22 protein-coding genes are annotated in these 25,664 nt (G+C 71.5%); 11 read left to right on the top strand and 11 right to left on the bottom strand.

Features of this window, described 5'->3' with window-relative positions; all coding sequences use genetic code 11:
• Window positions 1-146: 146 nt before the first annotated feature.
• Complete coding sequence (locus tag AB0G15_RS40565; protein WP_362850771.1) at window positions 147-1,721, bottom strand: alpha/beta fold hydrolase; 1,575 nt, start codon at window positions 1,719-1,721, stop codon at window positions 147-149.
• A gap of 307 nt (window positions 1,722-2,028) precedes the next feature.
• Here AB0G15_RS40565 and AB0G15_RS40560 point away from each other — a divergent pair, with 307 nt between their 5' ends.
• Both AB0G15_RS40560 and AB0G15_RS40555 read left to right on the top strand, forming a co-directional pair.
• Complete coding sequence (locus AB0G15_RS40560; RefSeq protein WP_362850770.1) at window positions 2,029-3,264, top strand: sensor domain-containing protein; 1,236 nt, start codon at window positions 2,029-2,031, stop codon at window positions 3,262-3,264.
• Between the two features lie 11 nt (window positions 3,265-3,275).
• Window positions 3,276-3,920, top strand: coding sequence for a response regulator transcription factor (locus AB0G15_RS40555; RefSeq protein WP_362850768.1), 645 nt, complete (start codon window positions 3,276-3,278; stop codon window positions 3,918-3,920).
• Window positions 3,921-4,100: 180 nt separating this feature from the next.
• On the opposite strand, the gene AB0G15_RS40550 is transcribed toward AB0G15_RS40555, so the two are convergent.
• Both AB0G15_RS40550 and AB0G15_RS40545 read right to left on the bottom strand, forming a co-directional pair.
• Window positions 4,101-4,751 carry a 4'-phosphopantetheinyl transferase superfamily protein gene (locus tag AB0G15_RS40550; protein ID WP_362850766.1) on the bottom strand — a complete coding sequence of 217 codons (651 nt, stop codon included), beginning with the start codon at window positions 4,749-4,751 and terminating at the stop codon, window positions 4,101-4,103.
• Complete coding sequence (locus AB0G15_RS40545) at window positions 4,748-5,587, bottom strand: metallophosphoesterase (protein WP_362850764.1); 840 nt, start codon at window positions 5,585-5,587, stop codon at window positions 4,748-4,750. The genes AB0G15_RS40550 and AB0G15_RS40545 overlap by 4 nt, the downstream gene beginning before the upstream one ends.
• Window positions 5,588-5,860: 273 nt before the next feature.
• Between AB0G15_RS40545 and AB0G15_RS40540 the strand changes: the two genes are divergently transcribed.
• Window positions 5,861-6,952, top strand: a complete 1,092-nt coding sequence (locus AB0G15_RS40540; protein WP_362850762.1) for a M4 family metallopeptidase — start codon at window positions 5,861-5,863, stop codon at window positions 6,950-6,952.
• Between the two features lie 64 nt (window positions 6,953-7,016).
• Here AB0G15_RS40540 and AB0G15_RS40535 read toward each other — a convergent pair whose 3' ends face one another.
• Both AB0G15_RS40535 and AB0G15_RS40530 read right to left on the bottom strand, forming a co-directional pair.
• Entirely contained in the window at window positions 7,017-7,613 is a 597-nt protein-coding gene (locus AB0G15_RS40535) for a hypothetical protein (protein ID WP_362850760.1), read from the bottom strand.
• Window positions 7,571-9,217: a PHP domain-containing protein gene (locus tag AB0G15_RS40530; RefSeq protein ID WP_362850758.1), complete on the bottom strand. Its 1,647-nt coding sequence runs from the start codon at window positions 9,215-9,217 to the stop codon at window positions 7,571-7,573. Before AB0G15_RS40530 ends, AB0G15_RS40535 begins: the two co-directional genes overlap by 43 nt.
• 254 nt (window positions 9,218-9,471) lie before the next feature.
• Between AB0G15_RS40530 and AB0G15_RS40525 the strand changes: the two genes are divergently transcribed.
• From AB0G15_RS40525 to plsX, 5 genes are all read left to right on the top strand, one after another.
• A complete protein-coding gene (locus AB0G15_RS40525) occupies window positions 9,472-9,801 on the top strand; it encodes a protealysin inhibitor emfourin (protein ID WP_362850756.1) in 330 nt (109 codons plus the stop codon).
• 293 nt (window positions 9,802-10,094) lie between these two features.
• Window positions 10,095-11,816: a S8 family serine peptidase gene (locus AB0G15_RS40520; protein WP_362850754.1), complete on the top strand. Its 1,722-nt coding sequence runs from the start codon at window positions 10,095-10,097 to the stop codon at window positions 11,814-11,816.
• Between the two features lie 336 nt (window positions 11,817-12,152).
• A complete protein-coding gene (gene crtI / locus AB0G15_RS40515) occupies window positions 12,153-13,613 on the top strand; it encodes a phytoene desaturase family protein (RefSeq protein ID WP_362850752.1) in 1,461 nt (486 codons plus the stop codon).
• Window positions 13,610-14,509 carry a phytoene/squalene synthase family protein gene (locus AB0G15_RS40510; RefSeq protein WP_362850750.1) on the top strand — a complete coding sequence of 300 codons (900 nt, stop codon included), beginning with the start codon at window positions 13,610-13,612 and terminating at the stop codon, window positions 14,507-14,509. Before crtI (AB0G15_RS40515) ends, AB0G15_RS40510 begins: the two co-directional genes overlap by 4 nt.
• A gap of 148 nt (window positions 14,510-14,657) precedes the next feature.
• Complete coding sequence (plsX, locus tag AB0G15_RS40505) at window positions 14,658-15,629, top strand: phosphate acyltransferase PlsX (RefSeq protein ID WP_362850748.1); 972 nt, start codon at window positions 14,658-14,660, stop codon at window positions 15,627-15,629.
• 120 nt (window positions 15,630-15,749) lie between these two features.
• On the opposite strand, the gene AB0G15_RS40500 is transcribed toward plsX, so the two are convergent.
• The gene (locus AB0G15_RS40500; protein ID WP_362850746.1) at window positions 15,750-16,484 is read right to left on the bottom strand and encodes a spheroidene monooxygenase; all 735 of its coding nucleotides are present in this window, start codon (window positions 16,482-16,484) and stop codon (window positions 15,750-15,752) included.
• A gap of 31 nt (window positions 16,485-16,515) precedes the next feature.
• Between AB0G15_RS40500 and AB0G15_RS40495 the strand changes: the two genes are divergently transcribed.
• On the top strand, window positions 16,516-17,112 hold the full coding sequence (locus AB0G15_RS40495; RefSeq protein WP_362850744.1) for a glycerol-3-phosphate acyltransferase: 597 nt from the start codon (window positions 16,516-16,518) through the stop codon (window positions 17,110-17,112).
• Here AB0G15_RS40495 and AB0G15_RS40490 read toward each other — a convergent pair.
• From AB0G15_RS40490 to AB0G15_RS40480, 3 genes are read right to left on the bottom strand one after another with little or no spacing between them, the layout of a single operon-like run.
• Window positions 17,063-18,334: a glycosyltransferase family 2 protein gene (locus AB0G15_RS40490; protein WP_362850742.1), complete on the bottom strand. Its 1,272-nt coding sequence runs from the start codon at window positions 18,332-18,334 to the stop codon at window positions 17,063-17,065. The genes AB0G15_RS40495 and AB0G15_RS40490 overlap by 50 nt on opposite strands.
• A 2-nt stretch (window positions 18,335-18,336) precedes the next feature.
• Entirely contained in the window at window positions 18,337-19,830 is a 1,494-nt protein-coding gene (crtI, locus tag AB0G15_RS40485; RefSeq protein ID WP_362850740.1) for a phytoene desaturase family protein, read from the bottom strand.
• A gap of 34 nt (window positions 19,831-19,864) precedes the next feature.
• A complete protein-coding gene (locus tag AB0G15_RS40480) occupies window positions 19,865-20,638 on the bottom strand; it encodes a carotenoid biosynthesis protein (RefSeq protein WP_362850738.1) in 774 nt (257 codons plus the stop codon).
• 409 nt (window positions 20,639-21,047) lie between these two features.
• Between AB0G15_RS40480 and AB0G15_RS40475 the strand changes: the two genes are divergently transcribed.
• Window positions 21,048-21,635, top strand: coding sequence for a hypothetical protein (locus AB0G15_RS40475; protein WP_362850737.1), 588 nt, complete (start codon window positions 21,048-21,050; stop codon window positions 21,633-21,635).
• Window positions 21,636-21,720: 85 nt separating this feature from the next.
• On the opposite strand, the gene AB0G15_RS40470 is transcribed toward AB0G15_RS40475, so the two are convergent.
• Window positions 21,721-22,335 carry a hypothetical protein gene (locus tag AB0G15_RS40470; protein ID WP_362850735.1) on the bottom strand — a complete coding sequence of 205 codons (615 nt, stop codon included), beginning with the start codon at window positions 22,333-22,335 and terminating at the stop codon, window positions 21,721-21,723.
• A 717-nt stretch (window positions 22,336-23,052) separates the two neighbouring features.
• Between AB0G15_RS40470 and AB0G15_RS40465 the strand changes: the two genes are divergently transcribed.
• Complete coding sequence (locus AB0G15_RS40465; RefSeq protein ID WP_362850733.1) at window positions 23,053-25,005, top strand: DNRLRE domain-containing protein; 1,953 nt, start codon at window positions 23,053-23,055, stop codon at window positions 25,003-25,005.
• Between the two features lie 411 nt (window positions 25,006-25,416).
• On the opposite strand, the gene AB0G15_RS40460 is transcribed toward AB0G15_RS40465, so the two are convergent.
• Window positions 25,417-25,664: transposase (locus AB0G15_RS40460; protein WP_362850731.1), on the bottom strand; the 248-nt coding region annotated here is incomplete at its 5' end.

The following is a 25,664-nucleotide window of genomic DNA, read 5'->3' as shown; positions in this document are numbered from 1 at the left end:
GGGGGGGGGGGGGGGGCCCCGCCCCGCCGGCGCCCCCCCCCCCCCCCCCGCCACACCCGCCCCCGCCCCCCCCGGGGTTGTGGGGGGCCCGGCGCGCTCATGTCCGGGGGGACGCGCTCATGTCCGGGGGAGGGGGAGGGAAGGCGTCACTCGCCGGGGCGGCAGACGGTGCCGGGGGCGGGGAGCGTCAGGTCGACGAGGTAGCGGGTGGCGTGGCCGATCACGCAGCGGCTGGCGGGCCCGTTGTTGCCCGGCATGTACAGGACGTGCCCGGGGCCGTCGTACAGGACGGTGACCGAACCGGGCACCGTCCCGGCCAGGCTCGCGGTCATGGTGTGGTCGGTCCAGGACCCGGCTCCCAGGAACGGCGGCAGGCCGCGGACCGGCAGCGGGCGGGACGGGTTGGCGACGGGCCGCGGCCAGCCGGCGCATCCCAGCATGTCGAACGGCGCGGCGCCCAGGTGGGGGAAGGCCTCCCGCGCCCGGCGGGAGACGTCGCGGAACTGCTCGTACCCGGTGAAGCCGCGGTCGTCGGGGCAGGTCATCGCCCGCAGGGCCGGTACCGCCCAGATCCGCGAGTTGACGTTGACGGCCTCCGCGAAACCGGAGGCGTCACCCTTCCTGAGCCTGTCCACCGACGCGGCGAGGGCCTTCCACCAGGCGTTGTCCGGGCCCGGGTTCGCCTGGAAGCTCATCAGCCTCAGGTGCCCCCCGGTCAGCTTCCCCTCGCCGAGCTCCGGGGACGAGATCGGGATCGGGGAGCGGTCCAGCTTCTCGACGAGGGCGCGCCAGACCGCGCTGACGTCCTCCCCGTGCAGCGCGCAGGCGCTGTCGGCCGCGCACCAGGCGAGGAACCGCCCGAACATCCGCTCGCCGACGGCGGCGTGGTCCAGGTGCAGCCTGGCCCACCCGTTGACCTGGTCGGCCGCCCCGTCGAGGTACATCGCCCTGATGCGCCCGGGGAACAGGCGCGCGTACGCGGCGGCGGGCACCCCTCCGTAGGAGTTGGCCATGAAGCTCAGCCGCCGCTCGCCCAGGGCCTCGCGGACCGCCTCCATGTCCCGTGCCACCGACAGGGAGTCGAGGTTGTCGAACAGGCCGCTGGAATCGGCGTCCCGGCACTCGCGCGCCGCCGCCTCCACCCTCGCCACCTGCGCCCGGTACTCCTCGCGGTCGCGGGGTTCCAGCAGCTGCGTCCCCATTCCCCAGCACACCGCCGGTAGCCTCTCCCTGAGCCCGGTGTTGCGCGGGTTGTAGCCGACGAGGTCGAAGCGGCGGCGCAGCTCGGTGAGGCCGGGCGCCGAATCCTTCAGGTCCCGCACGCCCTCGGCCCCGGGTCCTCCCGGCACCTGCAGCACGCTCCCGATGCGGTTCGCCGGGTCGGTGGCGGGAAGCCGCGCCAGATCCAGGGTGAGCTTCCGCCCGCGCGGCTTCCTCCAGTCCACCGGCACCGTGACGGTGGCGCACCGGATCCCCTCCGGGAGGTTCTCGCCCGCGCACTCCTTCCAGTCCAGCCGTGAGGCCGCTCCCGGTGACGCGGGTGCCGGAGCCCGCGCCGGCTCCACCGCGGGTGAGGACGCGGGCGCCGGTCCCGTCGCGGGTGAGGACGCCGGTGCCGGTCCTGTCGTGGGTGACGGCGCGGGTGAGGGCGCTCCCGCCGGGACGAGCAGCGCCGAGGCCGCCACCAGTCCCGTGAACAACGGTCCGATCTTCCCGTACATCCGTGGCTCCTTCGTCTGGACGGCGGCTGGTGCGCCGCACGGTCGTCGCCCGCCGGCTTCGGAACACCGGCTCCCCTCAACCATCGCGGGCCCGTCCCGCGGAGGCCACGGGGACGTCCTCCGGGAAACCTCGGGATATCCCCCACGGGCCCGCCGGATGCCGACCGGGAATGAGGTGCGGCACGCTGGAGGAATGAGCTGTCCTCCCTCCGGCCCTCCACCCCCGGCCGCGTCGTCCTCGCCTCCACCCCCGGCGTCCCCGGCAGTGGTTCCGGCTCCACCGACGCCGGAACCGGAACCGGAAGCGATGCCGGAACCGGGACCGCGGCCGCGGCGGGTCTGGCGCGAGCTGGGCTACGCGCTGGCCGGGCCGCCGCTCGCCGCCGCCGGCCTGGTCCTCCTCCTCGCCATGCTGCTGGCCGCGTTGTGGTCGACGGCGATCGTCGGCCTCCCGCTGCTGGCCGTCACGGTCCGCGGAGCCCGGTATATGGGGGCGGTCCACCTCGGCCTGGCCCGCCTGCTGCTGGACGTCAGGACGCCCGCCCCCGCCCCCTTCAGGCCGGGTTCCGGGCCGATCGGCTGGTTCGTGTCGGCGCTCGGCGACGGCGTGGGGTGGCGGGCGGCGGTCTACCTGCTGGTCAAGCCCCTGACCGCGCTGCTCGCCCTCGGAGCCGCCGCCGGATTCTGGGGTGGCGGCCTGTGGCTGCTCTCCCACCCCGTCCGCTGGTCGCAGGGGTCCGCCGGTGTCTGGGGCCCGCACGCCGACACATGGCCGGGTGTCCTGCTGCTGGGCGTGGCCGGTCTGGTGTTGCTCGCGCCGGCCCCGCTGGCGCTGCGGGCCGCGCTGCTTCCCGAGCGGTTCCTCGCGCGCACCCTGCTCGGCCCGACCAGGGTCTCGGCCAGGATCGGCCACCTGGAGGAGACGAGGGCCCGCATGGCCGAGGACGCGACGGCGACCCTGCGCCGGATCGAGCGCGACCTGCACGACGGACCGCAGGCCCGCCTCGTGGCGCTGGCGATGAGCCTGGGCATGGCGAAGGAGGAGCTCGCCGCCTCCCCGGGGGAGGACCGGCTCCGGCAGGCGCGCGACCTGGTGGACGCCGCCCACCGCGACGCCAAGGAGATCATCGCCGACCTGCGCCTGCTGATCCACGGCATCTACCCGCCCGCCCTGGACCAGGGACTGGAGGCCGCGCTCGCCATGCTCGCCACCCGCTTCACGATGCCCGTCGACCTCCGCGTCGACCTGCCCCGCCGTCCCCCCGCCGCGGTGGAGACGATCGTCTACTTCTGCACCGCCGAGCTGCTCGCCAACGTGGTCAAGCACAGCGGCGCGCGGCGGGCGATCGTCGAGGTGAGGGGACAGGGCGGCCTGCTGCGGCTGCACGTCGGCGACGACGGGACGGGCGGCGCCTCGATGGGCGCGGGGACGGGACTGCCGGGGCTGGCGGCCCGGGTGGGCGTCGTGGACGGGCGGCTGGAGGTCGACAGTCCTCCCGGAGGGCCTACGGTGGTCACCGTGGAGGTGCCGCTCCCCACCTGAACGGAGGTCGCATGCGCGTCGTCGTCGCCGAGGACTCCGCGGTGCTCAGAGCCGGGCTCACCCTGCTGCTCACCACGCGGGGGCACGAGGTCCCCGCGGCCGTGGGCGACGGGGTCGCGCTGCGCGCCGCGGTGGCCGAGCACCGGCCGGACGTCGCCGTGGTGGACGTGCGCATGCCGCCGACCCACACCGACGAGGGACTGCGCGCCGCGATCGACATCCGCCGCGACCACCCCGGCATCGGGGTGCTGGTCTTCTCCCAGTACGTGGAGACGCGCTCGGCGACCCTGCTCCTCGCCGAGGACTCGCGGGGGGTGGGCTACCTGCTGAAGGAGCGGGTCGCCGACGTCGGCGACTTCCTGGCCGCGCTCTCCCGGATCGCCGCGGGCGAGACCGTGCTGGACCCGGAGGTCGTCACCCGGATGATGGCGACCGGCAGGCGCGCCGACACTCTCGGCACCCTCACCCCCCGGGAGCGCGAGGTGCTCGTCATGATGGCCGACGGACGGTCCAACGGCGCGATCGCCGAGGCCCTGTTCCTGTCGTACGGGTCGGTGGAGAAGCACGTCACGCACATCTTCACCAAGCTCGGCCTGCCGCCGTCGCAGAGCGACCACCGCCGGGTGCTCGCCGTGCTGCGCTATCTGGAGTCCTGACCTCCCGCCGCGACCTCACCGGTGGTCGCGCGGCCACCGCGGCGCCCGGCAGGTGGGCGCAGGCACCGTCGTCGACGGGCACCGGCAGGCCGGCGGGCAGGACCGTCGGATCGTGGGGCATGAGCCCAGCCTAGGACGTCCCCGCGAGGCCGCCTTCGCGGTCCGTGCCCGCGGGCACGGTCAGGACACGGATTTCCCGGGTACGGCGATGGCGGTCACGACCAGGCCGTCGGACACCAGCCAGCGGCCCGTGAAGCCGGTCAGCTCCCGGCCCTCCACCCGGGGGCCCGGGACGAGGAGGCGGGCGGTGAACGTGCCGGAGGAGGAGAAGGTGAGATGGGCCTCCTCGAAGCCGAGCCAGCGCCTGGCCAGCGGGAACCACGCCTTGTAGACGCTCTCCTTGGCGCTGAACAGCAGCCGGCCCCAGTGCACCCCGTCGTCGAGCTCCGCGATGGCGGCCCGCTCCTCGGGCAGCGAGACCGCGGGCAGGACGCCGTCGGGGAGCGGCTCGTGGGGCTCCGCGTCGATGCCGACGGTCAGCGCCTCGAGGGAGACGGCCGCCGCGCGGTATCCGGCGCAGTGGGTGATGGCGCCCACCACCCCCTGCGGCCACCCCGGGGCGCCGCGCTCGCCGGGCAGGATCGGCACCGGGGGCAGCCCCAGATCGGCCATGGCCCGGCGGGCGCAGTGGCGCGCGGTGCCGAACTCGCGGCGCCGCTTCTCCACCGCGCGGGCGACGGCCGCCTCCTCCTCGGGGAACAGCACGACGTCCGGCGGGTCCTCGAAGCACTCCGAGCTCGCCACCCACGACGGCAGGATCTTCTCGATCATGCGCCGGGCCCCGGGGCGGGCAGGATGCGCCGCGGCCGGCCGGGCGCGGTGGCCCTGGGACGCCACTCGCGGGGATAACCCAAGGAGACCTCCTCGAAGCGGACCCCGTCGTGCCAGGTGGTCCGGGGGATGTGCAGGTGGCCGTAGACGACCGTGGCGGCGTCGAAGCGCAGGTGCCAGTCGGCGGTGCGCTCGGTGCCGCACCAGATCGCGAACTCCGGGTGGTACAGGACCAGGGTGGGCTCGCGCACCAGAGGATAGTGGTTGACCAGCACCGTCGGAACCCCGGGCGGCCTGGCCTCCAGGCGCCGTTCGGTCTCGGCGATCCTGGCGTCGCACCAGGCGTCCCGGGTCGGGTACGGGTCGGGGTGGAGCAGCATCTCGTCGGTGCAGACCACACCCTTGTCGTACGCGATGGCGAGCGCCTCCTCCTTCGTCGCGACGCCGGGCATGCGGAAGGTGTAGTCGTACAGCACGAACAGCGGGGCGACGGTGACCGGGCCGCCGGGGCCGGTCCAGGTCGGGTAGGGGTCCTCCGGCGTCGCCACCCCCAGGTTCCGGCACACCTCGACCAGGTGCCGGTAGCGCTCCTCGCCACGCAGCTGGACGGGGTCGCCGGGATGGGTCCACAGCTCGTGGTTGCCGGGCGCCCACACCACCTTCTCGAACCGTCCGGCGAGCAGTCCCAGGGCCCACTCGACGTCGGAGACCTTCTCGGAGACGTCCCCGGCGACCAGCAGCCAGTCGGAGGCGGAAGTGGGCCGCAGCCTCTCGACGATGCTCCGGTTCTCCTGGTAGCCGATGTGCAGGTCGCTGATGGCCAGCAGTGACGTCATGCGCGGTCCGTCCCCGCGGAACCGGTGGCCGGAGCGGGCCGCGGGCCGCGCGCCGGCGGCGTGAGGGCCCCCGCCGTCCCCTCGTGCGTTTCCACGTTCCCAAGCACCGCCGCCTCCGTCTCGCCCGCTTCCCGGGCGCGGTCACGAACCCGTGATCGCCGAGCAAAAGAACCCTCTCACGACCGCTCCCGGCGGCACACCCCACCCCGCCGCGAAGGCACCGAGTACGGCGATACTCATGCGGCCCGCGAAGACGGCGGCGATTCTTGACGTATGACGACATTCGACAGCATGCCCCAGTGCTGCATCGCACCCCCCGACCTGCTTGAGGCGGTCGCCGGCCAGGGAACCCCCGAGGAGCGGGAGGCCGCGCTCAGGACCCTGGCCACCTCGGAGACCGCCCGGGCACAGCGCGCGTCGTTCGCCGGCGTGCTGCGCCAGCTCAGCCTCACCGTCACCGACGTGGCGCCCGCCCCCGGCATGGTGCGTACCGTCTACGACGTCGAGAACGGCGGAGACTTCGACCTGCCCGGCCGCAAGAGGCGCGGGGAGGGCGACGGGCCGTCCGGTGACGCGGCGGTCGACGACGCCTACGACGGGGCGGGCGTCACCTACGACTTCTACCGGAAGGTCTTCGAGCGGGACAGCATCGACGGGCGGGGGCTGGAGATCGTCTCCTCGGTCCACTACGGGACCGACTACGACAACGCCGCCTGGATCGGCTTTCAGATGATCTACGGTGACGGCAGCGGGCAGATCTTCGCCAAGGGTTCCCTCACCAGGGCCGTCGACATCGTGGCGCACGAGCTGACCCACGGCGTCACCCAGTTCACCGCGAACCTGGTCTACAGCAAGCAGTCAGGCGCCCTCAACGAGTCGTTCTCCGACGTCCTCGGGTCGCTCGCCAAGCAGTACGGCCGCGGGCAGACCGCCGAGCAGGCCGACTGGCTCATCGGCGACGGCATCCTGGGCAGCGCCCTGCGGGGGACGGCCCTGCGGTCGATGAAGGCGCCGGGAACCGCCTGGTCGACCCCCTCCGGGGGGCGCGACCGCCAGCCGGGGCACATGCGCGACTACGTGGACCTGCCCGACGACGGCAACCCCTCCAACGACCACGGAGGCGTCCACATCAACTCGGGCATCCCCAACCACGCCTTCTACCTCGCCGCCACCGCCATCGGCGGCAACGCCTGGGAGCGCGCCGGACGCGTCTGGTACGTCACGCTCACCGAGCGTCTCCGGCCGCGCTCCGACTTCCAGGAGGCCGCGGAGGCGACCGTGGAGGTGGCCGGGGAGTTGTTCGGCGCGGACGGGGACGAGCAGAGGAAGGTGCGGGCGGCGTGGCAGCAGGTCGGGGTCCTCTAGGGAGGATCCCCCGTGGCGGGGAGCCGCGGACGGGTCCGGGCGCGCCCCGATGCTCCTATGGATGTCAGTCGTGGTCGGCGCAGCAGGGCGTCGGGTTCGGCACCTCGGCCGGCATGAGGCGCCCGCCCGAGGCCGGCATGGTCAGCAGGACCACGTGCCCGCCGCGCAACTGCGGCCGTACGTGGTCGTTGGTCGTGATGAGCGTGTCCGGCGCCGGCTCCTCCGCCTGTGCCAGCACGACGACGCGGTCGATCGCCGAGCGGGCAAGCACCTCGGCCACGCTGAGCGTGCCGGTGAGCTCGGCCCGGCCGGGGAACACGACCAGGCGCCCACCGGATCCGGCGGCGTGCTCGGCCGCGGCGAGCGCGGCCCCCTCCGCCAGATCCTCCGGGCCGGTACGGCTGTCGCCGAACGTGGCGCCCACCCCGGCGGGGAGCGTGGCCAGGTCGACGGTCTCCCGGACGGCGAGGGAGCAGGCGACGTGCGGCGGGCCGCCTGCGGTGCGGACGAAGTGCGTGCAGCCCACGGTCCCGGCCGGGAGGCCGAGTGCCTTCTCCACGTCATGAAGAAGGTGCTCGGCCTCCGCGACCGTCCGCGAGCCTCCGTCGAGGCCGAGGATCATCCGCGCGGCACGACCCAGATCGGGTTGCTGTAGAACCACAGGTCCTTCCAGGGGTCGCCGTCGCCGAAGACGTCGATCTGGGGCCCGGCCGGGTCGATCGCCGCGCCGAGCAGCCCGGGCGCGCTGCGGTTGCCGTCGGTGCCGCGCAGCCGCACGTAGACCGGCCGGTCGACGGCGCCGAGCTGGTAGGTGAACGTCACCGTCCCGGTGTTCCTGCCGACCTCGAAGGACTTCACGACCTTGGTGGCCGAGGTCGTGAAGACGTCCCTGTCGGCCGCGGGGCCGGTGACGTCGCCCTGGATGACGTCCACGCGGGCCAGGGTCGGGACGTACTGCGCCCAGTTCGGCTGGTTCGCCAGCGTGATCTCGATGACGAGCTCGACCTTGGCGCCCTTGCGGACATGCAGGGTGTCGCCGAGCGAGACCCCGCGCTGCCCCCTGCCGGCCTGCCGGGCGCGCACGACCAGGGCGCTGATCAGACCGCCGTGGTCCACCCACACGCGGCCCTCTCGGAGACCGTCCATGACCGCGGTGTAGGAGAAGTCCCTGGCCCCGACGTGGGTCCGGCTGTAGAAGCCCGGCCAGAAGTCGCCGGCCGCCAGGTTCTGAGAGCCCCGGTAGACGGGGTCGTCGTACTTGCCGTTGGCGTTGAAGTCGCTGCCCGGCCCGCGGTCGCTCGTGTCGGCGTAGACCGAGTGCGAGTCGGAGTTGGCGGTGATCCACCAGTTCTTGCCCTCGGCGAGCAGGCTGTCCCACAGCCCTCCGACGGTCGAGGTCATCCAGTCGAAGCCGCCGAAGGTCTTGTAGCTCTCGGCGGGGTACGCGGGGAACGAGTCAGCGCCCGGGTTGCTGTCGTAGAAGCCGCGCCCGCCGCCCGGCCCGTGCGGCTTGGGGATGCCCGCCGCCTGGTGGCCGGGCGCGCCCTCCATGCCGACGGCGATGCCCGGCTGGGTGTCGCGCCAGGCCCGGATCTCGTGCGGGGAGTCGAGCCCCTTGCGCGAGGGGTGGTTGGCGAAGAACAGCGCGGCCTCGACGCGGCGCCGCCTGACGGCGTCCGCCAGGAAGTTCAGCCCGGCGATGGCGAGGGCCTCGTTCTGCGGGGTGGAGGCCCCGGCGTTCTTCACCCCGCCGTCGAAGGAGTTCTCGAACTCCTTGAGGGTGGCCACCTCGTTGCGGCCGGGGGCCACGAACACGGTGCCGTGCTCGGCGCCCGGGATGTTCCACTCCAGCCCCTGGAAGACCAGGGCGTCCTTGACCGCCTGCCGCGCGGCGACGATGTCGGGGTTGACCTTGTCCACACCGATCTTGGCGTGGGTGGTGCCTCCGTGGTCGGTGATGACCATCCAGTCCAGCCCGTACGCGTTTCCGTGCTGGACCTGGTCGCTGACCTTGTAGATCCCGTCGGAGCTGTACTGGGTGTGGATGTGGTGGTCGCCCGCGAGCCAGAGGTAGCCGTCGCGCGGCTCGGGTCCGCGCGTGACCCGCGCGGGGGTGGCGGCCGCGGCCTGGCCCTGCGTGCCGAGAACGCCGGCCGCGCTCAGGCCGGCGCCCAGCAGCCCCGCGCGCCGGAACATCTGGCGCCGCGACAGCTGCCCGGGGGAGAGCTCGGCGTCGGGAACCGAGAAGTCCACGACCGGAGCCATGTCACCCTGGTCGAGGGCGTGCTCGGCACCGTGCGAGTGGTCATGCGGGTGAGCATGAGTGTGATCGTGAGGGTGATCGTGCCCGTGGCCCATGTCGTGCCTTTCCATTCCCGCCGGAGAGATCTTGCTCCGGCTACGCATGGACCCTCGCAAAAGCATCTGAACCACACGTTAACTGGTCATATCTACAGAGGGGTGAACTGCTGGCGGTCGGCCGACGCCCGGGTCGCGCGGGCCGGTCTAGGATCACTTCCATGAAGGTCTCGATCGTCCGGGGTGGCGGCATCGCCGGTCTCGTCACGGTCATCACGGTCGACTCCGCGTCGCTGGCGCCGCAGGCCGCCACCGAGCTGCGCGCCAGGGTGGAGCGGGCCGGGCTGTCCGGCCCGCCGGAGCGGCCGGGGCCCCCGGAGGGCGGGACGGCCGGGCCCGACCGCTTCGACTACGAGCTGACCGTCGAGGACGGCGGCCGCGTGCTCACGACGCGCGCCCGCGAGGGCGACCTTCCCGGCCCGCTCCGCGCGCTCATCTCGTACGTGACCTCGCTGCCGGAGCGGCGGGAACGGATCGGCCCGCCCGGCTGAGCTCCGTTCCGCCTCCTTTGTCCCCTATAGCCTTTTTTACCCTCCTGCTCGCCCGCTTAAAAGCAGGCTTGACCATGCGAAGCTCCGCGCTGTCACCGGTTTTGGCGCGAGAATTTCCATGTAACGGTTCCCCGATGACACGATCCGCCGATGTGTACAGGTCGCAGGAGTGGTGGGATGGCCCGGCGCCTGCTGGTTTTATTACACCTTGGCGGCAAATGTGGGCACGACTGGATTGTTGGTGCGTGTGAAATCACATTTGCGGGGAGCTCTTCGGATATACGGAGGTATATGTGAAACGCGTCATCATCACCGCGGCTGTCGCAGCCCTTACGGCAGCCGCGCTGGTGCCCCCGGCGCAGGCCCGGCAGGTGATCGCCGAACCGGGGGTGGAAGCCGAGTACGTCGTCCTCTACACGGAAGGCGCGCGTTCCGCGGACGCCCAGCAGGCCATCCGGGCGGCGGGCGGAAGCATCCTCAAGGAGAACGCCGCGGTCGGCGTCGCCACCGTCACCACGACGAACGCCCGCTTCGCCGAGGCGGTGCGCGACGCCGCCTCGATCGACGACATCGCCCACAACCGGTCCATCGGCAGCGTCCCCACCGCCAGGCGGGGAGCGGCCGGCCTCGCCGTGCAGTCGAGGGCGGTGGAGAAGGCCGGCGACGGCGCGCCCGCCGCCTCCACCTTCGGCAGGCCCGCACCCGCCGCGGAGCCGCTGTCGGAACTCCAGTGGGACATGAAGCAGATCCACGCGACCGTGGACGGCTCCTACCGGCACGAGCAGGGCGACCCGGGCGTGCTGGTCGGTGTCATCGACACCGGTGTCGACGGCTCCCACCCCGACATCGCGCCGAACTTCAACCGCGAGCTGAGCCGCAACTTCACCGTCGACATCCCCGCCGACGCCAACGGCGCCGAGATCGACGGCCCGTGCGAGGCCGAGCCCGACCGCTCCTGCAACGACCCGGCGGACGTCGACGAGAACGAGCACGGCACGCACGTGGCGTCGTCGATCGCCTCGCCCCTCAACGGGCTCGGCACCTCGGGCGTGGCGCCCAAGGTCTCGATCGTGAACCTGCGGGCCGGCCAGGACTCCGGATACTTCTTCCTGCAGCCCAGCATCGACGCGCTGACCCACGCCGGTGACGTCGGCATCGACGTGGTCAACATGAGTTACTACGTCGACCCCTGGCTGTTCAACTGCGTCGACAACCCGGCGGACTCCCCGGCCGACCGGCAGGAACAGGCCACGATCATCAAGGCCATGCAGCGGGCGCTCACCTACGCGCACGACAGGGGAGTGACCCTGGTGTCCGCGGCGGGCAACGGCGCCTCCGACTACACCAAGACGATCGTCGACGCCTCCAGCCCCGACTTCGCCAGCGTCCCCGGCGAGTTGCCCTACTCGCGCACGATCCCCCCGAGCTGCGTCTCCATGCCGAGCGAGGGCAAGCACGTGATCTCGGTCTCCTCGACCGGCATCAGCAAGCGCAAGTCGTACTACTCCGACTACGGCAACGGCTACGTCGACGTCTCCTCACCCGGCGGCGACGTCTACGACACCGCCGACAACCACCGCGACGTCACCAGGGCGACGCTGGCGGCCTATCCCCGGTCCCTGGCCGAGGCGCGCGGCCAGCTCAACCCCGACGGCACGCCCAACGTCACCAACGTGGTCCGCAGCTGTAAGGGCGACGTCTGCGCCTACTACGTGTACCTCCAGGGCACCTCGATGGCCTCCCCGCGCGCCGCCGGGGTCGCCGCGCTGATCGTGAGCAAGTACGGCCAGCGCGACCGGGCGCACGGCGGCAAGAAGCTCCACCCGGCCGTCGTGGAGACGGTCCTCAAGGGCACCGCCACCAAGACGGCCTGTCCCACCCCGCCCGCCTACACCTACACCAGGCACCTGCCGGACGGCACCACGGCGACCTCGACGCACACCTGCGAGCGAGGCGTCCTGCGCAACGGCTTCTACGGCTACGGGATCGTCGACGCCCTCAGGGCGGTCCGCTGACCTGAACCCGGTGCCCGGCGTCCGCCCCGCGGCGGACGCCGGGCCTCGTCGTTTTTACGCCTTCTTGCGCGATGGGTTGATTTACCCGCAGCCCGGTCCGGGGATGGGTCGTCAGACGCCATCGGTCGCCATCGGGTCATGGCCGTACGCCTGCCGCCGGCCAGACGCATCCGAACGCGGTCTCGCTTGCGAAGTCCTTCATGGACGTTAAGGAGTGATGCCCATGGCCGCCGTCACGTGTGAGACCGATCGGCCCGGTGAGCGGACCGACCCCCCTGCCGGGCGGGAGGCGACCTCGCCGGCCGGTAGCGGAGACCCGGCGACGAGGAGGAGCGCGTGAGCCCGGTCGTGGTGATCGGTGCCGGTCTCGGCGGGCTGGCCGCCGCGGTCCGGCTGGCCGCCGCCGGGCGGGACGTCACGATCGTGGAGGCGAACGACGTGCCGGGCGGCTGCTGCGGCACGGCCACCCTCGGCGACTACCGCTTCGACACCGGCCCCTCGGTGCTGACCATGCCGGAGGTCCTGGCCGACGTCTTCGCCGCCGCCGGACAGGACATGGAGAGCATGCTCCCGCTGCGGCGGCTGGACCCGTACTACCGGCTGCGCTACCACGACGGCTCCCACCTGGACGTGGTGGCCGGCGAGGACGCCATGGCCGAACAGGTGCGCGCGCTGAGCGGTGCCGCGGAGGCCGAGAGGTACCGGCGTTTCCGCGCCAGGCTCGGCGAGCTGTTCGACGCGGAGTGGCCCGCCTTCATCGACCGCGACATGACGCGGCTGCGCGACCTCGCCCGGCCGCGCGTCCTGGCCCGCATCGCGGCGCTGGGCGGCTTCCGCAGCCTGGACTCCCTCGTCAAGAGCCACCTCACCGACCACCGGCTGGTCAAGGCGCACACCTTCCAGGCCCTGTACGTGGGCCTGCCGCCCCGGCAGGCGCTCGGCATCTACGCGGTCATCGCCCACATGGACACCGTCGGGGGCGTCTTCTTCCCGCGCGAGGGCGGGATGCACGCCATCCCGCGCGCCCTGGCCGCGCTGGCCGAGAAGGCGGGTGCCCGCGTCCGGTACGGCGTGCGCGCCGTCAAGGTGGAGGCCGGGTCCTCCGGCGTCTGCGGGGTCAGGCTCGACACCGGGGAACGCCTGGCCGCCGGGAACGTCGTGGTCGCCTGCGACCTGTCCCGCGCCCACACCGGGCTGCTGCCCAAGGGCGCGGGCGACTGGCGGCTCCGCCGCCCCCGCTACTCGCCCTCCTGCCTGGTCCTGCACTTCGGCCTCGACCGGCGCCTGGCCGGGCAGGCGCACCACACCCTGCACTTCGGCAGGGAGTGGGACGCCACCTTCGCCGCGCTGCGGGCCGGGAGGCCGCAGCCCGACCCGAACCTGCTGGTCACCTACCCCGAGTCCGACACCGGCGCCGCGCCGCGTGGCCACGCCACCCTCACCGTGCTGGAGCCCACGGCCAACCTGCGCGGCGGCGCCGACTGGGACCGGCTCACCCCGCGGCTGGAGGACCGCCTGCTCGGCAGGCTGGCCGACCTCGGTTACGGCGACCTGTCCTCCGCGCCGAGGCTCACCCTCGACCCGCCCGCCTGGGCGCGGCTCGGCCACTCGGCGGGCACCCCGTTCGCCCTGGACCACCGCTTCACCCAGACGGCCTGGTTCCGGCCCGCGGGCGCGGCCAGGCGCGTCCCGGGGCTGCACTTCGCCGGAATGTACACCGCGCCGGGAGTGGGGGTGCCCCCGGTGCTGATCTCCGGCCGGCTCGCCGCGGAACGCGTACTGGAGACCCCCCGATGACCCTCACCGCGAGTTACGAACTGTGCCGCAGGCTCAACGCCCGCCACGGCCGCTCCTACTACCTGGCGACTCTGCTGCTGCCCGCCTGGAAGCGCCCGCACGTGCACGCCCTGTACGGCTTCGCGCGCTACGCCGACGAGATCGTGGACTCCTTCACGATGACCGGCGACAGGGCGCGGGCGCTCGACGGCCTGTCCGCCCGGCTGGCCGTCATCCTGGCGGGCGGGAGCACCGACGACCCGGTGCTCCCCGCGTTCGCGCAGACCGTGCGCTCCTTCGGCGTCGACCACGGCGACATCGACGCGTTCCTGTACTCGATGCGGGCCGACCTGACCGTCACCCGCTACGCGACCTACGACGACCTGCTCGTCTACATGGAGGGTTCGGCCGCGGTGATCGGCACCATGATGCTGCCCGTCCTCGAACCGCTGCCCGGCATGGAGGACAAGGCCCGCGAACCGGCCCGCCAGCTGGGGCTGGCCTTCCAGCTGACCAACTTCCTGCGCGACGTCGCCGAGGACCTGGAACGCGGCCGGGTCTACCTTCCGCTGGAGGACCTGGACAGGTTCGGGGTGACGGTGGCCGACCTGGGGCGCGGCGTCACCACCCCGGCCCTGCGCGAGCTGCTGGCCTTCCAGACCCGGCGGGCCAGGGACCACTACGCGCGGGCCGAGGAGGGGTTCGACATGCTGACCCCCTCCTCCCGGCCGTGCATCCGCGCGGCCTTCCAGCTGTACGGCGGCATCCTCGACCGGATCGAGGCCGCCGGCCACGACGTCCTCGGCGCGAGGGCCGTCGTGCCCCGGAGGCGAAGACTGGCGATCTTCGCGCGGCACCTGCTCGCGGCGTCCGCGGCCGACCGCGCCGAGCGCCGCCTGATCGCCGAGATCCCGTGAACCGGCCGGGTGGAACCGTCGCCGGGTCGTCCGTCGCCGGGTCGTCCGTCGCCGGGTCGTCCGCCGTCGGACGGTCCGCCACGGGTGTGTCCCTCACGAGGCCGTCCTCCGTCGCGGAGACGCCCAACACCGTCGTCAGGAGGGCGTGATGTCGGAACCTGTGGTCGTCGACGCGATGGGCGGAGACCACGGACCGGTCGAGACGGTCGCCGGGGCGGTGGCGGCCCGGCGCGAGCTGGGGATCCCCGTGCTGCTGGTGGGCAGGGCGGCGGACATCCGCGCCGAGCTCGACCGCCACGGCGCCGTCTCCGAGGTCGGCGTGGTGCACGCCGAGGACGTCGTCCCGATGGCCGAGCGGGGCGCGGGCGCGGTCTCCTCCGCCACGACCAGCCTGACGGTCGGCTGCGATCTCGTACGGCGCGGAGCGGCGTCGGCGTTCGTGTCGGCCGGGTCCACCGGCGCGGTCGTCTCGTGCGCCATCCGCGGCATCGGCCGCGCCACGGATGTCCTGCGGCCCGCCCTGGCCATCGCGCTGCCCTCGGTCACCGGCAGCGCCACCGTGCTGATCGACGCGGGAGCGACCTCCGACCCCACCCCGGAGATGATCGCCCAGTTCGCGCTGCTCGGCGTCTCCTACGCCCAGCTCGTGCTCGGTGTCGCCGACCCGTCGGTGGGCCTGCTGTCGATCGGCTCGGAACCGGGCAAGGGCAACCGGCTGACGCGCAGGGCCGGTGAGCTGCTTCCCGGCCTGCCGTTCCGCTTCCACGGCAACGTGGAGGGCCACGACGTGCTCGCGGGCACCGTCGACGTGATCGTCACCGACGGTTTCACCGGCAACGTGGTGCTCAAGAACGTCGAGGGCTCCGTACGGGCCGCGCTGACGCTGGTGGCGCGTTCCGGGGTCGCCGGGGCCGAGGACCTGCGGGAGGTGGCCCGCCGCTACGACCCCGAGACCCACGGCGGGGCGGCGCTGCTCGGGCTGAGCGGCACCGTCGTGGTCGCGCACGGCTCCTCGCGGGCGGCGACGATCGCACGCGCCTGCGCGGTGGCGCACGACCTCGCCGAGGGCGGGGTCGTCACCCGCTTCGGGGACCACCTCGCCGCGGAATCCGCCCGTTGAGCACGGCCGGGCGGCCGGACGGTCCCGTGTTCCCGCTCGCGGTGCTCGTACCTCGCCGTGGAACGCGTCCACCGGGCGGGGTCGCGATGCCGGGCGGGCTGCCGGGTGGAGCGGGCCGGGTCAGGCCAGCGGGTCGGCGCCGTCCCAGGTGCCCTCGCTGGCGTACGGGGAGAACCGGGCGAACAACTCCTCGGAGTACCAGCCCTCCGCGCGCGTCCTGCCGATCACCCGCCGGTGCTCCCGCCCCCGGTGCGCGAAGTCCCGCACTGCGGCGGCGTCGCGCCACAGCGAGAACGTGCCCTGCCTGGCCAGCGGCCACTCGCCGACGCCGACCGAGGCCAGGCAGCCGTCCTGCTCCGCCAGGAGGCGGTCCACCCCGGGGACCGAGCGGTAGAACGCCACCAGGCGGGAGGGCCGGATCGAGGCGCGGGTCAGCACGGCGACGGGGCCGCCGGGATCGCCGGGACCGGGTCCCCGCGCGCCCTCGGGGAGAGGGCCGGCCGGGCTCGTGGGGAGAGGGCCGGGCAGGCTCGCGGGGAGGGGACCGGGCGGGCTCGTGGGGAGAGGGCCGAACGGGTGCACCCCGTTCCAGCGGCCACGCGAGGCGAGGGGAGCCAGCCGCACCTGCCAGGACTCCCGGGCCTCGCTCCGCCAGCGCGCCGCCACCGGGGAGTCGCTCAGGAAACGGTCCAGGTCCCGCTCGTCGCGCCACACCGCCAGCAGGGCCCAGCGGCGCAGATCCGCGCCCACGCTCATCGAGGCCCCGCGGCCGGAGCCGAGCAGCCGCCAGAACGTCAGCCCCGGCGTCCGGCCCAGCACCGGCCGGTCGTACGCCATGTAACGCATAGCCCCCATATCCGCATATTTCGTGAGATGGAAGGAAGCGATGGTTCCTCTGCTCGTCTCGGTCATCGGCGGCTACCTTCTCGGATCCGTGCCGGTCGCCGTGCTGGTCGCCCGCGCGCACGGGTTCGACCCCCGCGAGGTCGGCGACCGCAACCCCGGCTTCTGGAACGTCAGGCAGCGGCTCGGCTGGCGGGCCGCCGTGCCGGTCTTCGCGGGTGACACGCTCAAGGGCACGCTCGCGGGACTGCTCGGCCTGTGGGCCGGTGGCACGCACCTCACCTGGCCCGGCGGGGTGAGCGGCGACAGCGTGCTGCCGGTGTATCTGGCGGTGGCCGCCGCCATGGCCGGGCACGCCTGGCCGGTCTTCGCCGGGTTCGCGGGCGGCCGCTCGATCCTCGCCTTCGTCGGCGGCTTCGCCGTCATCTGCCCGCCGGGTTTCCTGCTCGGGGTGGCCGCCCTGGTCGTGGTCGCCGTGGTGACGCGGTCCTTCGCGATCGGGGCGCGCGTCGGTGTCTTCGGCATCCCGCTGTTCCAGCTGCTCTTCGCACCGGTCGTGTACGTGGCCGGGACCGGCCTGCTCATGTGCCTCATCGGATTGCGCTTCGGTCAGGCGGCGCGGACCGGCCGCCCGTCGTGACCGGTACCGCGTCCGGTCCCGGCCGGGTGCCGGATCCGGGCCGGTCGTCCGTCGCGGCCTCGCCGGAGCGGGTGCCTGTCGTGCCCCGGCCTGGCCACGCGCCCGTCACGCCAGGGCCAGGGCCAGGGCCGGGATCGGGGCGGGAGGCCATCGTGGCGGCGGGGTAGACGCGGCCCCGCCAGTTGCGCACCGGGCGGAGGGTGGCCTGCGTCAGCCGCAGGGCCGCCAGCGGGTCCAGCAGCGGGGAGAGCAGCACGCCCGGCCCCGGCCGCGTGTAGCTGCCGCGCAGCGCGCCGGCCAGCAACAGCCGCACGGCCAGCAGGCCCAGGTCGAGCCGGGTGGGACGGCCGGCCAGCAGCCGCAGCACGGGCAGCGCGGCGGCGAGCCAGACCACGGCCAGGTCGGCGGCCTGCCAGCCCGGCGCGGTGGCGTCGCGCAGCGACAGCGACCGCCCCCACTCCCGCCACACCCCGGCGGCCGAGTCGTGCATGTCGACCTCCAGCAGGCCCCCGGCGTCCAGGAACCCCACCGCCCAGCCGTCCGCCGCCAGGGCCCTGGCCAGCGCCACGTCGTCGGCCATGTTCCCGCGTACCCGCGCGAACCCGCGGGCGTCCAGCATCGCCGTGCGGCGGAAGGCCGTGCACTGGCCGTTGGCCATCGCCCGGTGCGGGGCCGGGGGAGTGGCCGGCCCGATCGGGCCGAAGCGGTAGACCAGCGTCGCCAGGAACGAGGCGTGCAGCGCCTGCTCGACCGCCCCGTCGCACACGAACCGGGGTCCCGCGCTCACCAGGTCGTATTCCCCCAGGGCCGCCGCGAGCGCGCCGAACAGCCCCGGCGCGGGCCGGGCGTCCGCGTCCAGGGTCACCACGACGTCGCCCCCCGCGGCCTCGACGCCCTGCCGCAGCGCCCACTGCTTGCCCACCCAGCCGCCGGGGAGCGGCGCCCCCGCGACGACCTTCGCGCCGAGCCCGGCCGCCAGCCGTGCCGTGCCGTCGCGCGACTCGTCGTCGACGACGATGACCTCCGCGACGTCCGGATCGGCGAGCACCGCCGACAGGCACGGGCCGAGGCGGGCCTCCTCGTCGCGGGCGGGGATCACCACGGAGACGCGCGGCGACGCCGTCCGTACGGGGGCCAGCGCGGGCCGGCGACGCCGCCCCCGGGCCAGCCGCACCGCCACTGCCAGCGCGGCGGCGGCCTGCAGCGCGGTCAGGAGTCTCATCGTCACGCCTCTCCGGCCGGGACGGCTCCGGTCCCGCGGCCCCGGCCGCCGGCCGCGCGGGGGGAACCGGCGGGGAAGTCCTCCCCTACGAGCGAGGCGACGATGCGGCCGCCCATCGCGACCAGCGGCAGCCCGCCGCCGGGATGCGCGGAACCGCCCACCAGGTACAGGCCGCGCCGGGGACCCCGGTTGCCGGGGCGGCGGAAGGGCGCGAACCTGCTCGAGTAGGCGCCGCCGTAGATCGAGCCGCCCCACGCGCCGTACCGGTCGCGCAGGTCGGCGGGGGTGAACAGGTCCACGAAGCGCAGCCGCCCCGACAGGTCGTACCCTCTGGAGGCCAGGCGGTCGAGCACCAGGTCGCGGTACGCCTCGGGGGACATCGGCCACCGGCCGGGGTCGCGGGAGGGGACGTTGACCAGCATGACCCAGTTCTCCGTGCCCGGCGGGGCCTGCGACGGGTCGTCCACGACCGAGCAGCCGATGTAGACGGTCGGGTCCTCCGGCGGCCTGCGCCGCCGGAAGATGTCGCCGAACTCCCGCTCGTAGTCGCCGGAGAAGACGATCGAATGGTGGCCCAGTCCCTCGGTCCTGCCCTCCACCCCGGCCAGCAGCAGGAACGCCGAGGAGGAGGTGCCGAGCCCGGCGATGCGCCGCAGCCGCCGCCGGTCGGGCAGCAGCCGCCCGTACAGCGCCGCCGCGTCGGTGTTGGCGACCACGACGTCGGCACGCACACGTTCCCCCGAGGCGAGCCGCACCCCGTCGACCCGCTCGGTGTCGGCGAGCACCCGGGTCACCTCCGCGCCCAGGACGACCTCCACCCCCGCCTTCTCCAGCATCATGGCCAGGGCGTCGGCGATGCGGGGCAACCCTCCGGGGACGTACCAGCCGCCCTCGCCGTGCTCGATCGCCGGGACGCACCCCAGCGCGGCCGGGGCGCGGTACGGACTGGAGCCCGCGTAGGTGGCGTAGCGGCCGACGTACTGACGCAGGCGCGGGTCGGTGAAGAAGCGGCGGGCCAGCCCGTCGAGGGTGCGGCCCGGCGCCACCGCCAGCAGGTCCGACAGCCGGGCCTCGGCGGGCGGCCGGGTGAGCGGGCCGGTGAAGAAGGTGCGGCGCGACGCGTCGAAACAGCCCCGCGCCCAGTCGTGGAAGGCGAGCCAGGCGCGGCCCTCGCCGGGCGCGAGCCGGTCGACCTCGGCGGCCATCCGCGCCGGGTCGCGGTACGCCGCCAGCGTCGAGCCGTCCGCGAAGCGGTAGCGGCACAGCTCGTCGAGTTCCACCAGGTCGAGCTCCAGCCCCAGGTCGGTGAAGACGGCGGGCAGGGTCAGCAGGGAGGGGCCGACGGAGAAGGTGAAGCCGTCCCTGGTGTGCTCGGCGAGCTTGCCGCCCAGCCGGGGGAGCCGCTCGTACAGGCGCACCCGGTGCCCCTGCCTGGCCAGCAGCAGGGCGGAGACCATGCCCCCGACGCCGCCGCCTATCACCGTTACCTCGGGCATGCGTGTTTCCTTCCGATGGGTGCGGCCGTCGCCGTCACGCCGGGCCCGCCCCGGGAAGCGGCCGTCTCCGGCGCCCGCGCCGCCAGGCGAGCAGGGTGAACAGTCCCATCGAGAGACCTCCGGCCGTGGCCACCAGCGGGTCCGGCGGGACGAAGACCGCCGCGAAGCCGACGGTCTCCATGACCGCCATCACCGTGTAGATCGACACCAGCCCGGCGCTCCACGCGGCGGGCTCGGCCAGCACGCGTTCCAGCAGGGTCATCACCAGCAGGGAGACGACGAGCCAGCCCGCGAAGTTGCTGAGGGGAACGTCCCGGTAGGGGCCGGGGTCGTGCCAGACCCACAGACCCAGCCGGATCATCTGCGGGTCCAGGAACAGGTCCCAGGCGGTGAGGGCCAGCGCCCCCGTGACGATCCGCGCCGCCCGGGACCCCGGTGCGACGGCGGCGGCCACCGCGTGGGCCGCCAGCCCCATGCCGCCCCACGCCAGCGCCACGATCACCGGCACCCCGCCGGGCGCGGGCCACAGCACGCCGGTGTAGTGGTAGCCGCCGAACGGCAGGCCCGTCCTGATGCCGACCCACTCGGCGGCGTACCCGGCCGCGACCACGGCCGCGAACGCCGCGAAGACCCTGGCGGGGGAGTGGGTCGCGCGGGCGAAGGCGAGCGCGCTCGCCGCCAGGAGCAGGACGACCACGCTGGTCAGCACGATCGGCCGGGGCTGCAGTCCCGAGGCGACCTGCGCGACGACCATCGCGGCCAGCAGCGCCGCGCCGAGCACGCTCGCCACGCGTGCTCGCGGTCTCACCGGCGAAGGCGGCTCCCGCACCGCCCCACGCCCGGGCCGTCCGCTGCTCATCTGATGACTGTGCCCCATGGACGGTCATTCGATCGGCCGGGTGCGGTCAGATTCACTTTGAGGTCACGATCTTTCACTTCGAGGTGACGATCTCCGGCGAGTGCGAGTGCGAGTGCGAGTGCGAGTGCGAGTGCGAGTGCGAGTGCGAGTGCGAGTGCGGTGTGGACGGTGTTCCCCGGTCCTCATGTCGGCAGGGTCTCCCCGCCTTCGCCCCGGCAGGCTGTCCCGGTCTCGTCCCGGGCGCCCGCGCATCGTGACGTGTAATCACCCTGAAAGGACCGTGCATGCCCGGTGCCGTACAAACCTCTCACCACCTCGAGCACCCGCCTCCCGTGCCCGGTTGAAAGGACGACCCAGCATGCGCACGACACGCTCCACGACCTTCGAGCGGAACGACTACGAGACGCTCCACGGCTTCGAGCAGGGGGTGGTGGGTGCGGTGCGCGGTTTCGGCTCGTGGGCGTGGGTCTTCGCCGCGGCCCCGATCGCGCTCGCGCTGGTGCTGGTGGTGGCGTTCTCCGTGGGGAACGCCGCGAACGCGCCCGAGCAGACCGTCTATCCCGGGATCCGCAGCCTTTCCGTGGACACCGACCACGGGAACGTGGAGATCGTCGGCGCCGACGTCACCGACGTCCGCGTGACGCGACGCCATCACGGGGACGCCCCGCGCGGCGAGTCGTCGGGAGGCGGGTCCCTCGCCGTCGGCCTCCTGTGCGACGAGGGGGCCGTCTGCACGACGATCCGCGACACCCCGCGGGACCGTACCGACTACGCCTTCGTCGTCCCGGCCGGCATCGACGTCACCGTCCACAGCCGCAACGGCGACGTCGTCCTGCGCGGGCTCACCGGGAAGGTCGTCACCCGCCCGGGCAACGGCTCGATCACCCGCCAGGACGGCCAGGACGCCCAGCGCGCGCAGGATGCCCAGGGCGGCCAGAACAACTAGTACTGGATACTCAGATCATCACAGGCAGGTGCATCTTTATCATTTCGCATGATCTTCGCGACGCTGCTCGGGTGAATATCCGAGGTTAACTCGTAGAACCCCTATGCAGGGTAATCAGCGCCTCGCCGTGACGCACCTGCTCCCGCTGGTCTGGAGAAGGGGCCTCCATCAATGTACTGATGTTGTCGACCACGCTGTAGGCGATGCCGATCAGATCCCCCGACTCACTGGAGAGCTTCACCCTCACCCGCCAGGGAACACCGTCAAGGCGCACGAGTAGATCAGTGCTGGTGGGTGCATAGAGGATGTCGGTGAGTTCGCCCTGCCACGATCGGCCCTTGTGGTAGGAGTCCCACGCGCTGGTGTCGCAGATTTCGTAGAGAGCGTATCCGTGCCGGAGCTCACCAGAATTGTGGGGGTGAGGAGTTCTCATGGTGGCGTCATAATCGGCCGGTTCAGGGTCGAGGGGCAGGCTCTGCGCGGCCAAAAGCGCGCGCAGAGCCTGCCGGGAGATGTCGTAGTCCACCTTGAGGTGCACCGGTGGATGGTCGGGATGCTGCACGGTCAGCGATGCGCGCTCGCCGATGAGTCCGATACGGGCGAAGCACAGTCCTGTCTCGGCATTGAACCGCTGGATTCCCTGCACGGTAAAGACCAGGCCACAGGCTCGACGTACCTGAACGGTGTCACCGATACGCATGCCACGCTCCGCTCACATGGAAAGAATCTTGGATCAGATGTTACTCAGGATCTCAACCTGCAGAGCCCTTCCAATGTCTCCCTGGAAGGCGTTGTTGCCGACAGGATCGTCTACACCGAACTTTGGCTTCGTCGGGATGGTTATTCGCCGTGCCGGCATTGGTCACGCATCGACCAAGACGACGATCGCCGAGCCGCAGGACTCCAGCCAACACGGATACACCAACGATTAAACCGCCGCTGGATCAGGTGATGATAGCCCGATCCTATCTGCGCCTGGGCGGCTCTAGCGGTTTTCCAAGCAGAAAACCATAGCACAATTAAGGCTCCGCCTGAGACTTCGGGCGGCGCCTTCCTCTTTCGCCGACACCGCCGGGCGCCACCAACTGCACCCGACCGAGGCAGATCCGAGCCGACTAGTGGAATTAGTGCCATCTTTCATTCCCCGCTACTCCCACATATCACTTTGCGTACACATCTGCTAACACTGCATGTCACGGTCTGTGTCAGAGTCGTCGCCAATAAGCCTCTTGCTGGAGAGTTCAGCTATATGTAGCGTAAGGTCGTCATTGCCTCAAAAATAAGAAAAAAAGGTGATTATGTGCGGGAGTTCCCGTATTGCCGCAGTCATCGTCTGTTAGGTGTCCTCCTCAGCGGTGTACTGGCAACCTCTGCCACAATGGCCGGGGCAGCGTCCGCCGCCGTAGGAGAGACGCCAATGACCTCCCCTCAGCAAGCCGAGCAGGCGAAAGAGATCCCAGCCGGAGCCTCAGAGACAAGGCGCATCACTCGCCAGTCGGATGGTCGCGTCACGATGGAAATCTGGTCCCGGCCTGTACGCGTCAAACAGGACGCTACCTGGGCTTGGATTGATACCACCCTCATCGAGAAGGACGGCGCCCTTCAACCGAAGGTCGCCAAACACCGCGTTGTATTCTCCGCAGGCGGAGCTGAGAAGCCCCTCGTTACTCTCAGTCTCGACGCTCAGCGCAGCCTAAGTCTCTCTTGGCCCAAACCGCTGCCGAAACCGACCGTCAAGGGGACCCTCGCTACATACGCCGACGCCGTCGCTCCCGGGGCCGATCTCGTCGTCTCAGCCCTGCCCGAAGGCTTCCGCTACGACATCATCTATCGCAGCCGTCCCGCCAAGTTGGCCACTATCACACTTCCCGTACAGGTCAAGGGCCTGGCGCTGCGCAAGGACGCTCACGGGCGCCTCCAGGTCACCGGCACCGATGGCGAACATGTTGCTGTCGCCTCCGCCGCCGCCATACAGCCCAAGCAACCGACGGCCGCCGCGCGCGTCGAACTCGAAGGCTCGGGCCATACCCAGCACATGGTCATTACCCCCGACAAGAATCTGCCCACCAGCGCCAGCGGCCCGCTTACCGTCGCCGCCGCAGTCATCACAGGTAACGTTGTCGACGCCGACGTGGCCAACGATGGATTGCCCGCCGACCCAACCTGGCCCTTCCTCACCGCGGGAAGCCTCTTCGGCACGCTGTACCGAACCTACATCCGCTTTGATGATGAGATCTTCACACATGGCGATGTACCAATCCTCAATGCCAAGCTGTCTGCCCTCAACATCGACGGTCCCAACTGCGGAGCCGTCGTCGGGGCCGGCATTCAGGCACGACGAGTCACCAGCGGTTGGGATCCCACCAATCTCACGTGGGCTAACAAACCAGCGACCTCGGCGGAAGGGGCGACGACCGTCACCCGAGGATACTCTGCTGGGTGTGGCGAAGGGGTACTGGAGTGGCCTGTCGCCGAGATGGTAAGGGCATGGCTCGGTGGAGCGCCCTACCATGGCGTTGAACTTCGAGGAGCCAACGAAAGCAATAGCAATGACAACTGGCGTCTCCTCGCATCCGCTGAATACTCCACCGCCGAAACCGCGCCCAAGCTGACCATCGAGTTCGACGGGAATGCTATACCGTCTTCCCTGAGCGCGGCAGTTGTTGGCGACAGCTTGAACCCCGAAGAGATGGCGGGGCAGGACTTCACGTACCAAAGTCTTTACGGCCGTACAGGTTTCGGCAAGGAGGATTTGGACGAACTCGCCAGAACAGGCAGTCTCTCCGAGACGGGCTTCCCGAAGCCGGGCTGGCCCGAAGGCGAGGAGTGGCCCTTCCCTGAGGACCCCAACGCGGATCCGCCGTACTGGCGACCTCAGCCCGGTGAACCCACGGACGTTGCAAAAGCGCCTTCACAGTCGTCTCCCGGCATGAGTGCGACCGCTGACGATCGAGACACGGTCCTGGCCACCTGGAGCGAAAGGGACGGAAAGAAGGTTTACTACCGCAAGGGCTTCTACGACATCAACCGCGATGATGGGTTCGGCGATACAAAGATTCGTCTCAAGCACAACCTGAACCAGCGGGCGGTCGTCTCCGCAACCAAGAACCCCATTCCTGGCCAGCAGGGCAAGACTCAGCAATTCAGGAACCCAATGCGGTGGGACTACCTTGCGGTCTTTCATCTGAACTCGTGTGAGGGCTTCTGGTTCTTCCAAAACTGCAAGATCCACGACACGATGAACGTCCAGGTCGTTGTTGACTACACGCGTAAGGGCGCGCCAACTGCAGACGCCACCATCGGTGTCATTACGGCCTTCTGCATCAAGAGCAACTGGTGCGACGACTGGGTGAAGACAGTGATCAACTAGCTACGGACTTCAGGATTCCAGGTCTGATGCGCTCAGCAGTAGGATTGGCGGTGCTCATCAGACACTGAAGGAACACCTGTATTCCCCGCCAGATATATAACTGCTCACGACCGACATGTACAGAGAGCCCTTGACCGGCATTCACGCTGGTCAAGGGCTCTTCATTTGTGTTAGCTGTGTATGTCTTCGTGCTGTATGTCAGGCTGACCGCTGACACCGATAGCCTCCCTGTCATTGCTACTCACTCGGCACAAGAGCAAGAAAAAGCGCGAGCTAACCTCGATTCGTCAATGGTCTGCTCTCGGTAATCGGTATCGCGGTTCACCTGTAACGTCCCTTGCGCGGTTGGGGCGGGCCATCGCATCACGCTGTAGGGGGCGCCGAGTTCCACAGGCCCTGGGGCTACTCTTCCTACCAGTTCAGCCAGGGGGCGTAGGTCGGCAAGAACACCAGCTCCACGTCTTTGGCGGCGGCCCAGGCTTTGACCTGGGAATGCTTGTGCGGCGAGTAGTTGTCCACGATCAGGTAGAGGGTGGCACCGGGCCAGCAGGCCCGCGGGGACTTAGACCGTGACTCATTTGGCGGTTGATCGTTGGATCGATCGTGGATGCGTTCCTTCAATGGCTGGTGCCCGATGAGTTGTGGGAGTTGTTCCAGCG

It is taken from the genome of Streptosporangium sp. NPDC023825 (assembly GCF_040639575.1).
Classification (GTDB): Bacteria; Actinomycetota; Actinomycetes; order Streptosporangiales; family Streptosporangiaceae; genus Streptosporangium.
The sequence above is the reverse complement of the archived record's forward strand: the minus strand, read 5'-3'. Positions and strand labels throughout refer to the sequence as shown.

Bases quoted from the DNA above. Each gene is read 5' to 3' on its own strand.
- AB0G15_RS40565 (WP_362850771.1), bottom strand. From the start codon at position 1,721: ATGTACGGGAAGATCGGACCGTTGTTCACGGGACTGGTGGCGGCCTCG.
- AB0G15_RS40560 (WP_362850770.1), top strand. From the start codon at position 2,029: ATGCCGGAACCGGGACCGCGGCCGCGGCGGGTCTGGCGCGAGCTGGGC.
- AB0G15_RS40555 (WP_362850768.1), top strand. From the start codon at position 3,276: ATGCGCGTCGTCGTCGCCGAGGACTCCGCGGTGCTCAGAGCCGGGCTC.
- AB0G15_RS40550 (WP_362850766.1), bottom strand. From the start codon at position 4,751: ATGATCGAGAAGATCCTGCCGTCGTGGGTGGCGAGCTCGGAGTGCTTC.
- AB0G15_RS40545 (WP_362850764.1), bottom strand. From the start codon at position 5,587: ATGACGTCACTGCTGGCCATCAGCGACCTGCACATCGGCTACCAGGAG.
- AB0G15_RS40540 (WP_362850762.1), top strand. From the start codon at position 5,861: ATGACGACATTCGACAGCATGCCCCAGTGCTGCATCGCACCCCCCGAC.
- AB0G15_RS40530 (WP_362850758.1), bottom strand. From the start codon at position 9,217: ATGGCTCCGGTCGTGGACTTCTCGGTTCCCGACGCCGAGCTCTCCCCC.
- AB0G15_RS40525 (WP_362850756.1), top strand. From the start codon at position 9,472: ATGAAGGTCTCGATCGTCCGGGGTGGCGGCATCGCCGGTCTCGTCACG.
- AB0G15_RS40510 (WP_362850750.1), top strand. From the start codon at position 13,610: ATGACCCTCACCGCGAGTTACGAACTGTGCCGCAGGCTCAACGCCCGC.
- plsX (WP_362850748.1), top strand. From the start codon at position 14,658: ATGTCGGAACCTGTGGTCGTCGACGCGATGGGCGGAGACCACGGACCG.
- AB0G15_RS40500 (WP_362850746.1), bottom strand. From the start codon at position 16,484: ATGGGGGCTATGCGTTACATGGCGTACGACCGGCCGGTGCTGGGCCGG.
- AB0G15_RS40495 (WP_362850744.1), top strand. From the start codon at position 16,516: ATGGTTCCTCTGCTCGTCTCGGTCATCGGCGGCTACCTTCTCGGATCC.
- AB0G15_RS40490 (WP_362850742.1), bottom strand. From the start codon at position 18,334: ATGAGACTCCTGACCGCGCTGCAGGCCGCCGCCGCGCTGGCAGTGGCG.
- crtI (WP_362850740.1), bottom strand. From the start codon at position 19,830: ATGCCCGAGGTAACGGTGATAGGCGGCGGCGTCGGGGGCATGGTCTCC.
- AB0G15_RS40475 (WP_362850737.1), top strand. From the start codon at position 21,048: ATGCGCACGACACGCTCCACGACCTTCGAGCGGAACGACTACGAGACG.
- AB0G15_RS40470 (WP_362850735.1), bottom strand. From the start codon at position 22,335: ATGCGTATCGGTGACACCGTTCAGGTACGTCGAGCCTGTGGCCTGGTC.
- AB0G15_RS40465 (WP_362850733.1), top strand. From the start codon at position 23,053: ATGACCTCCCCTCAGCAAGCCGAGCAGGCGAAAGAGATCCCAGCCGGA.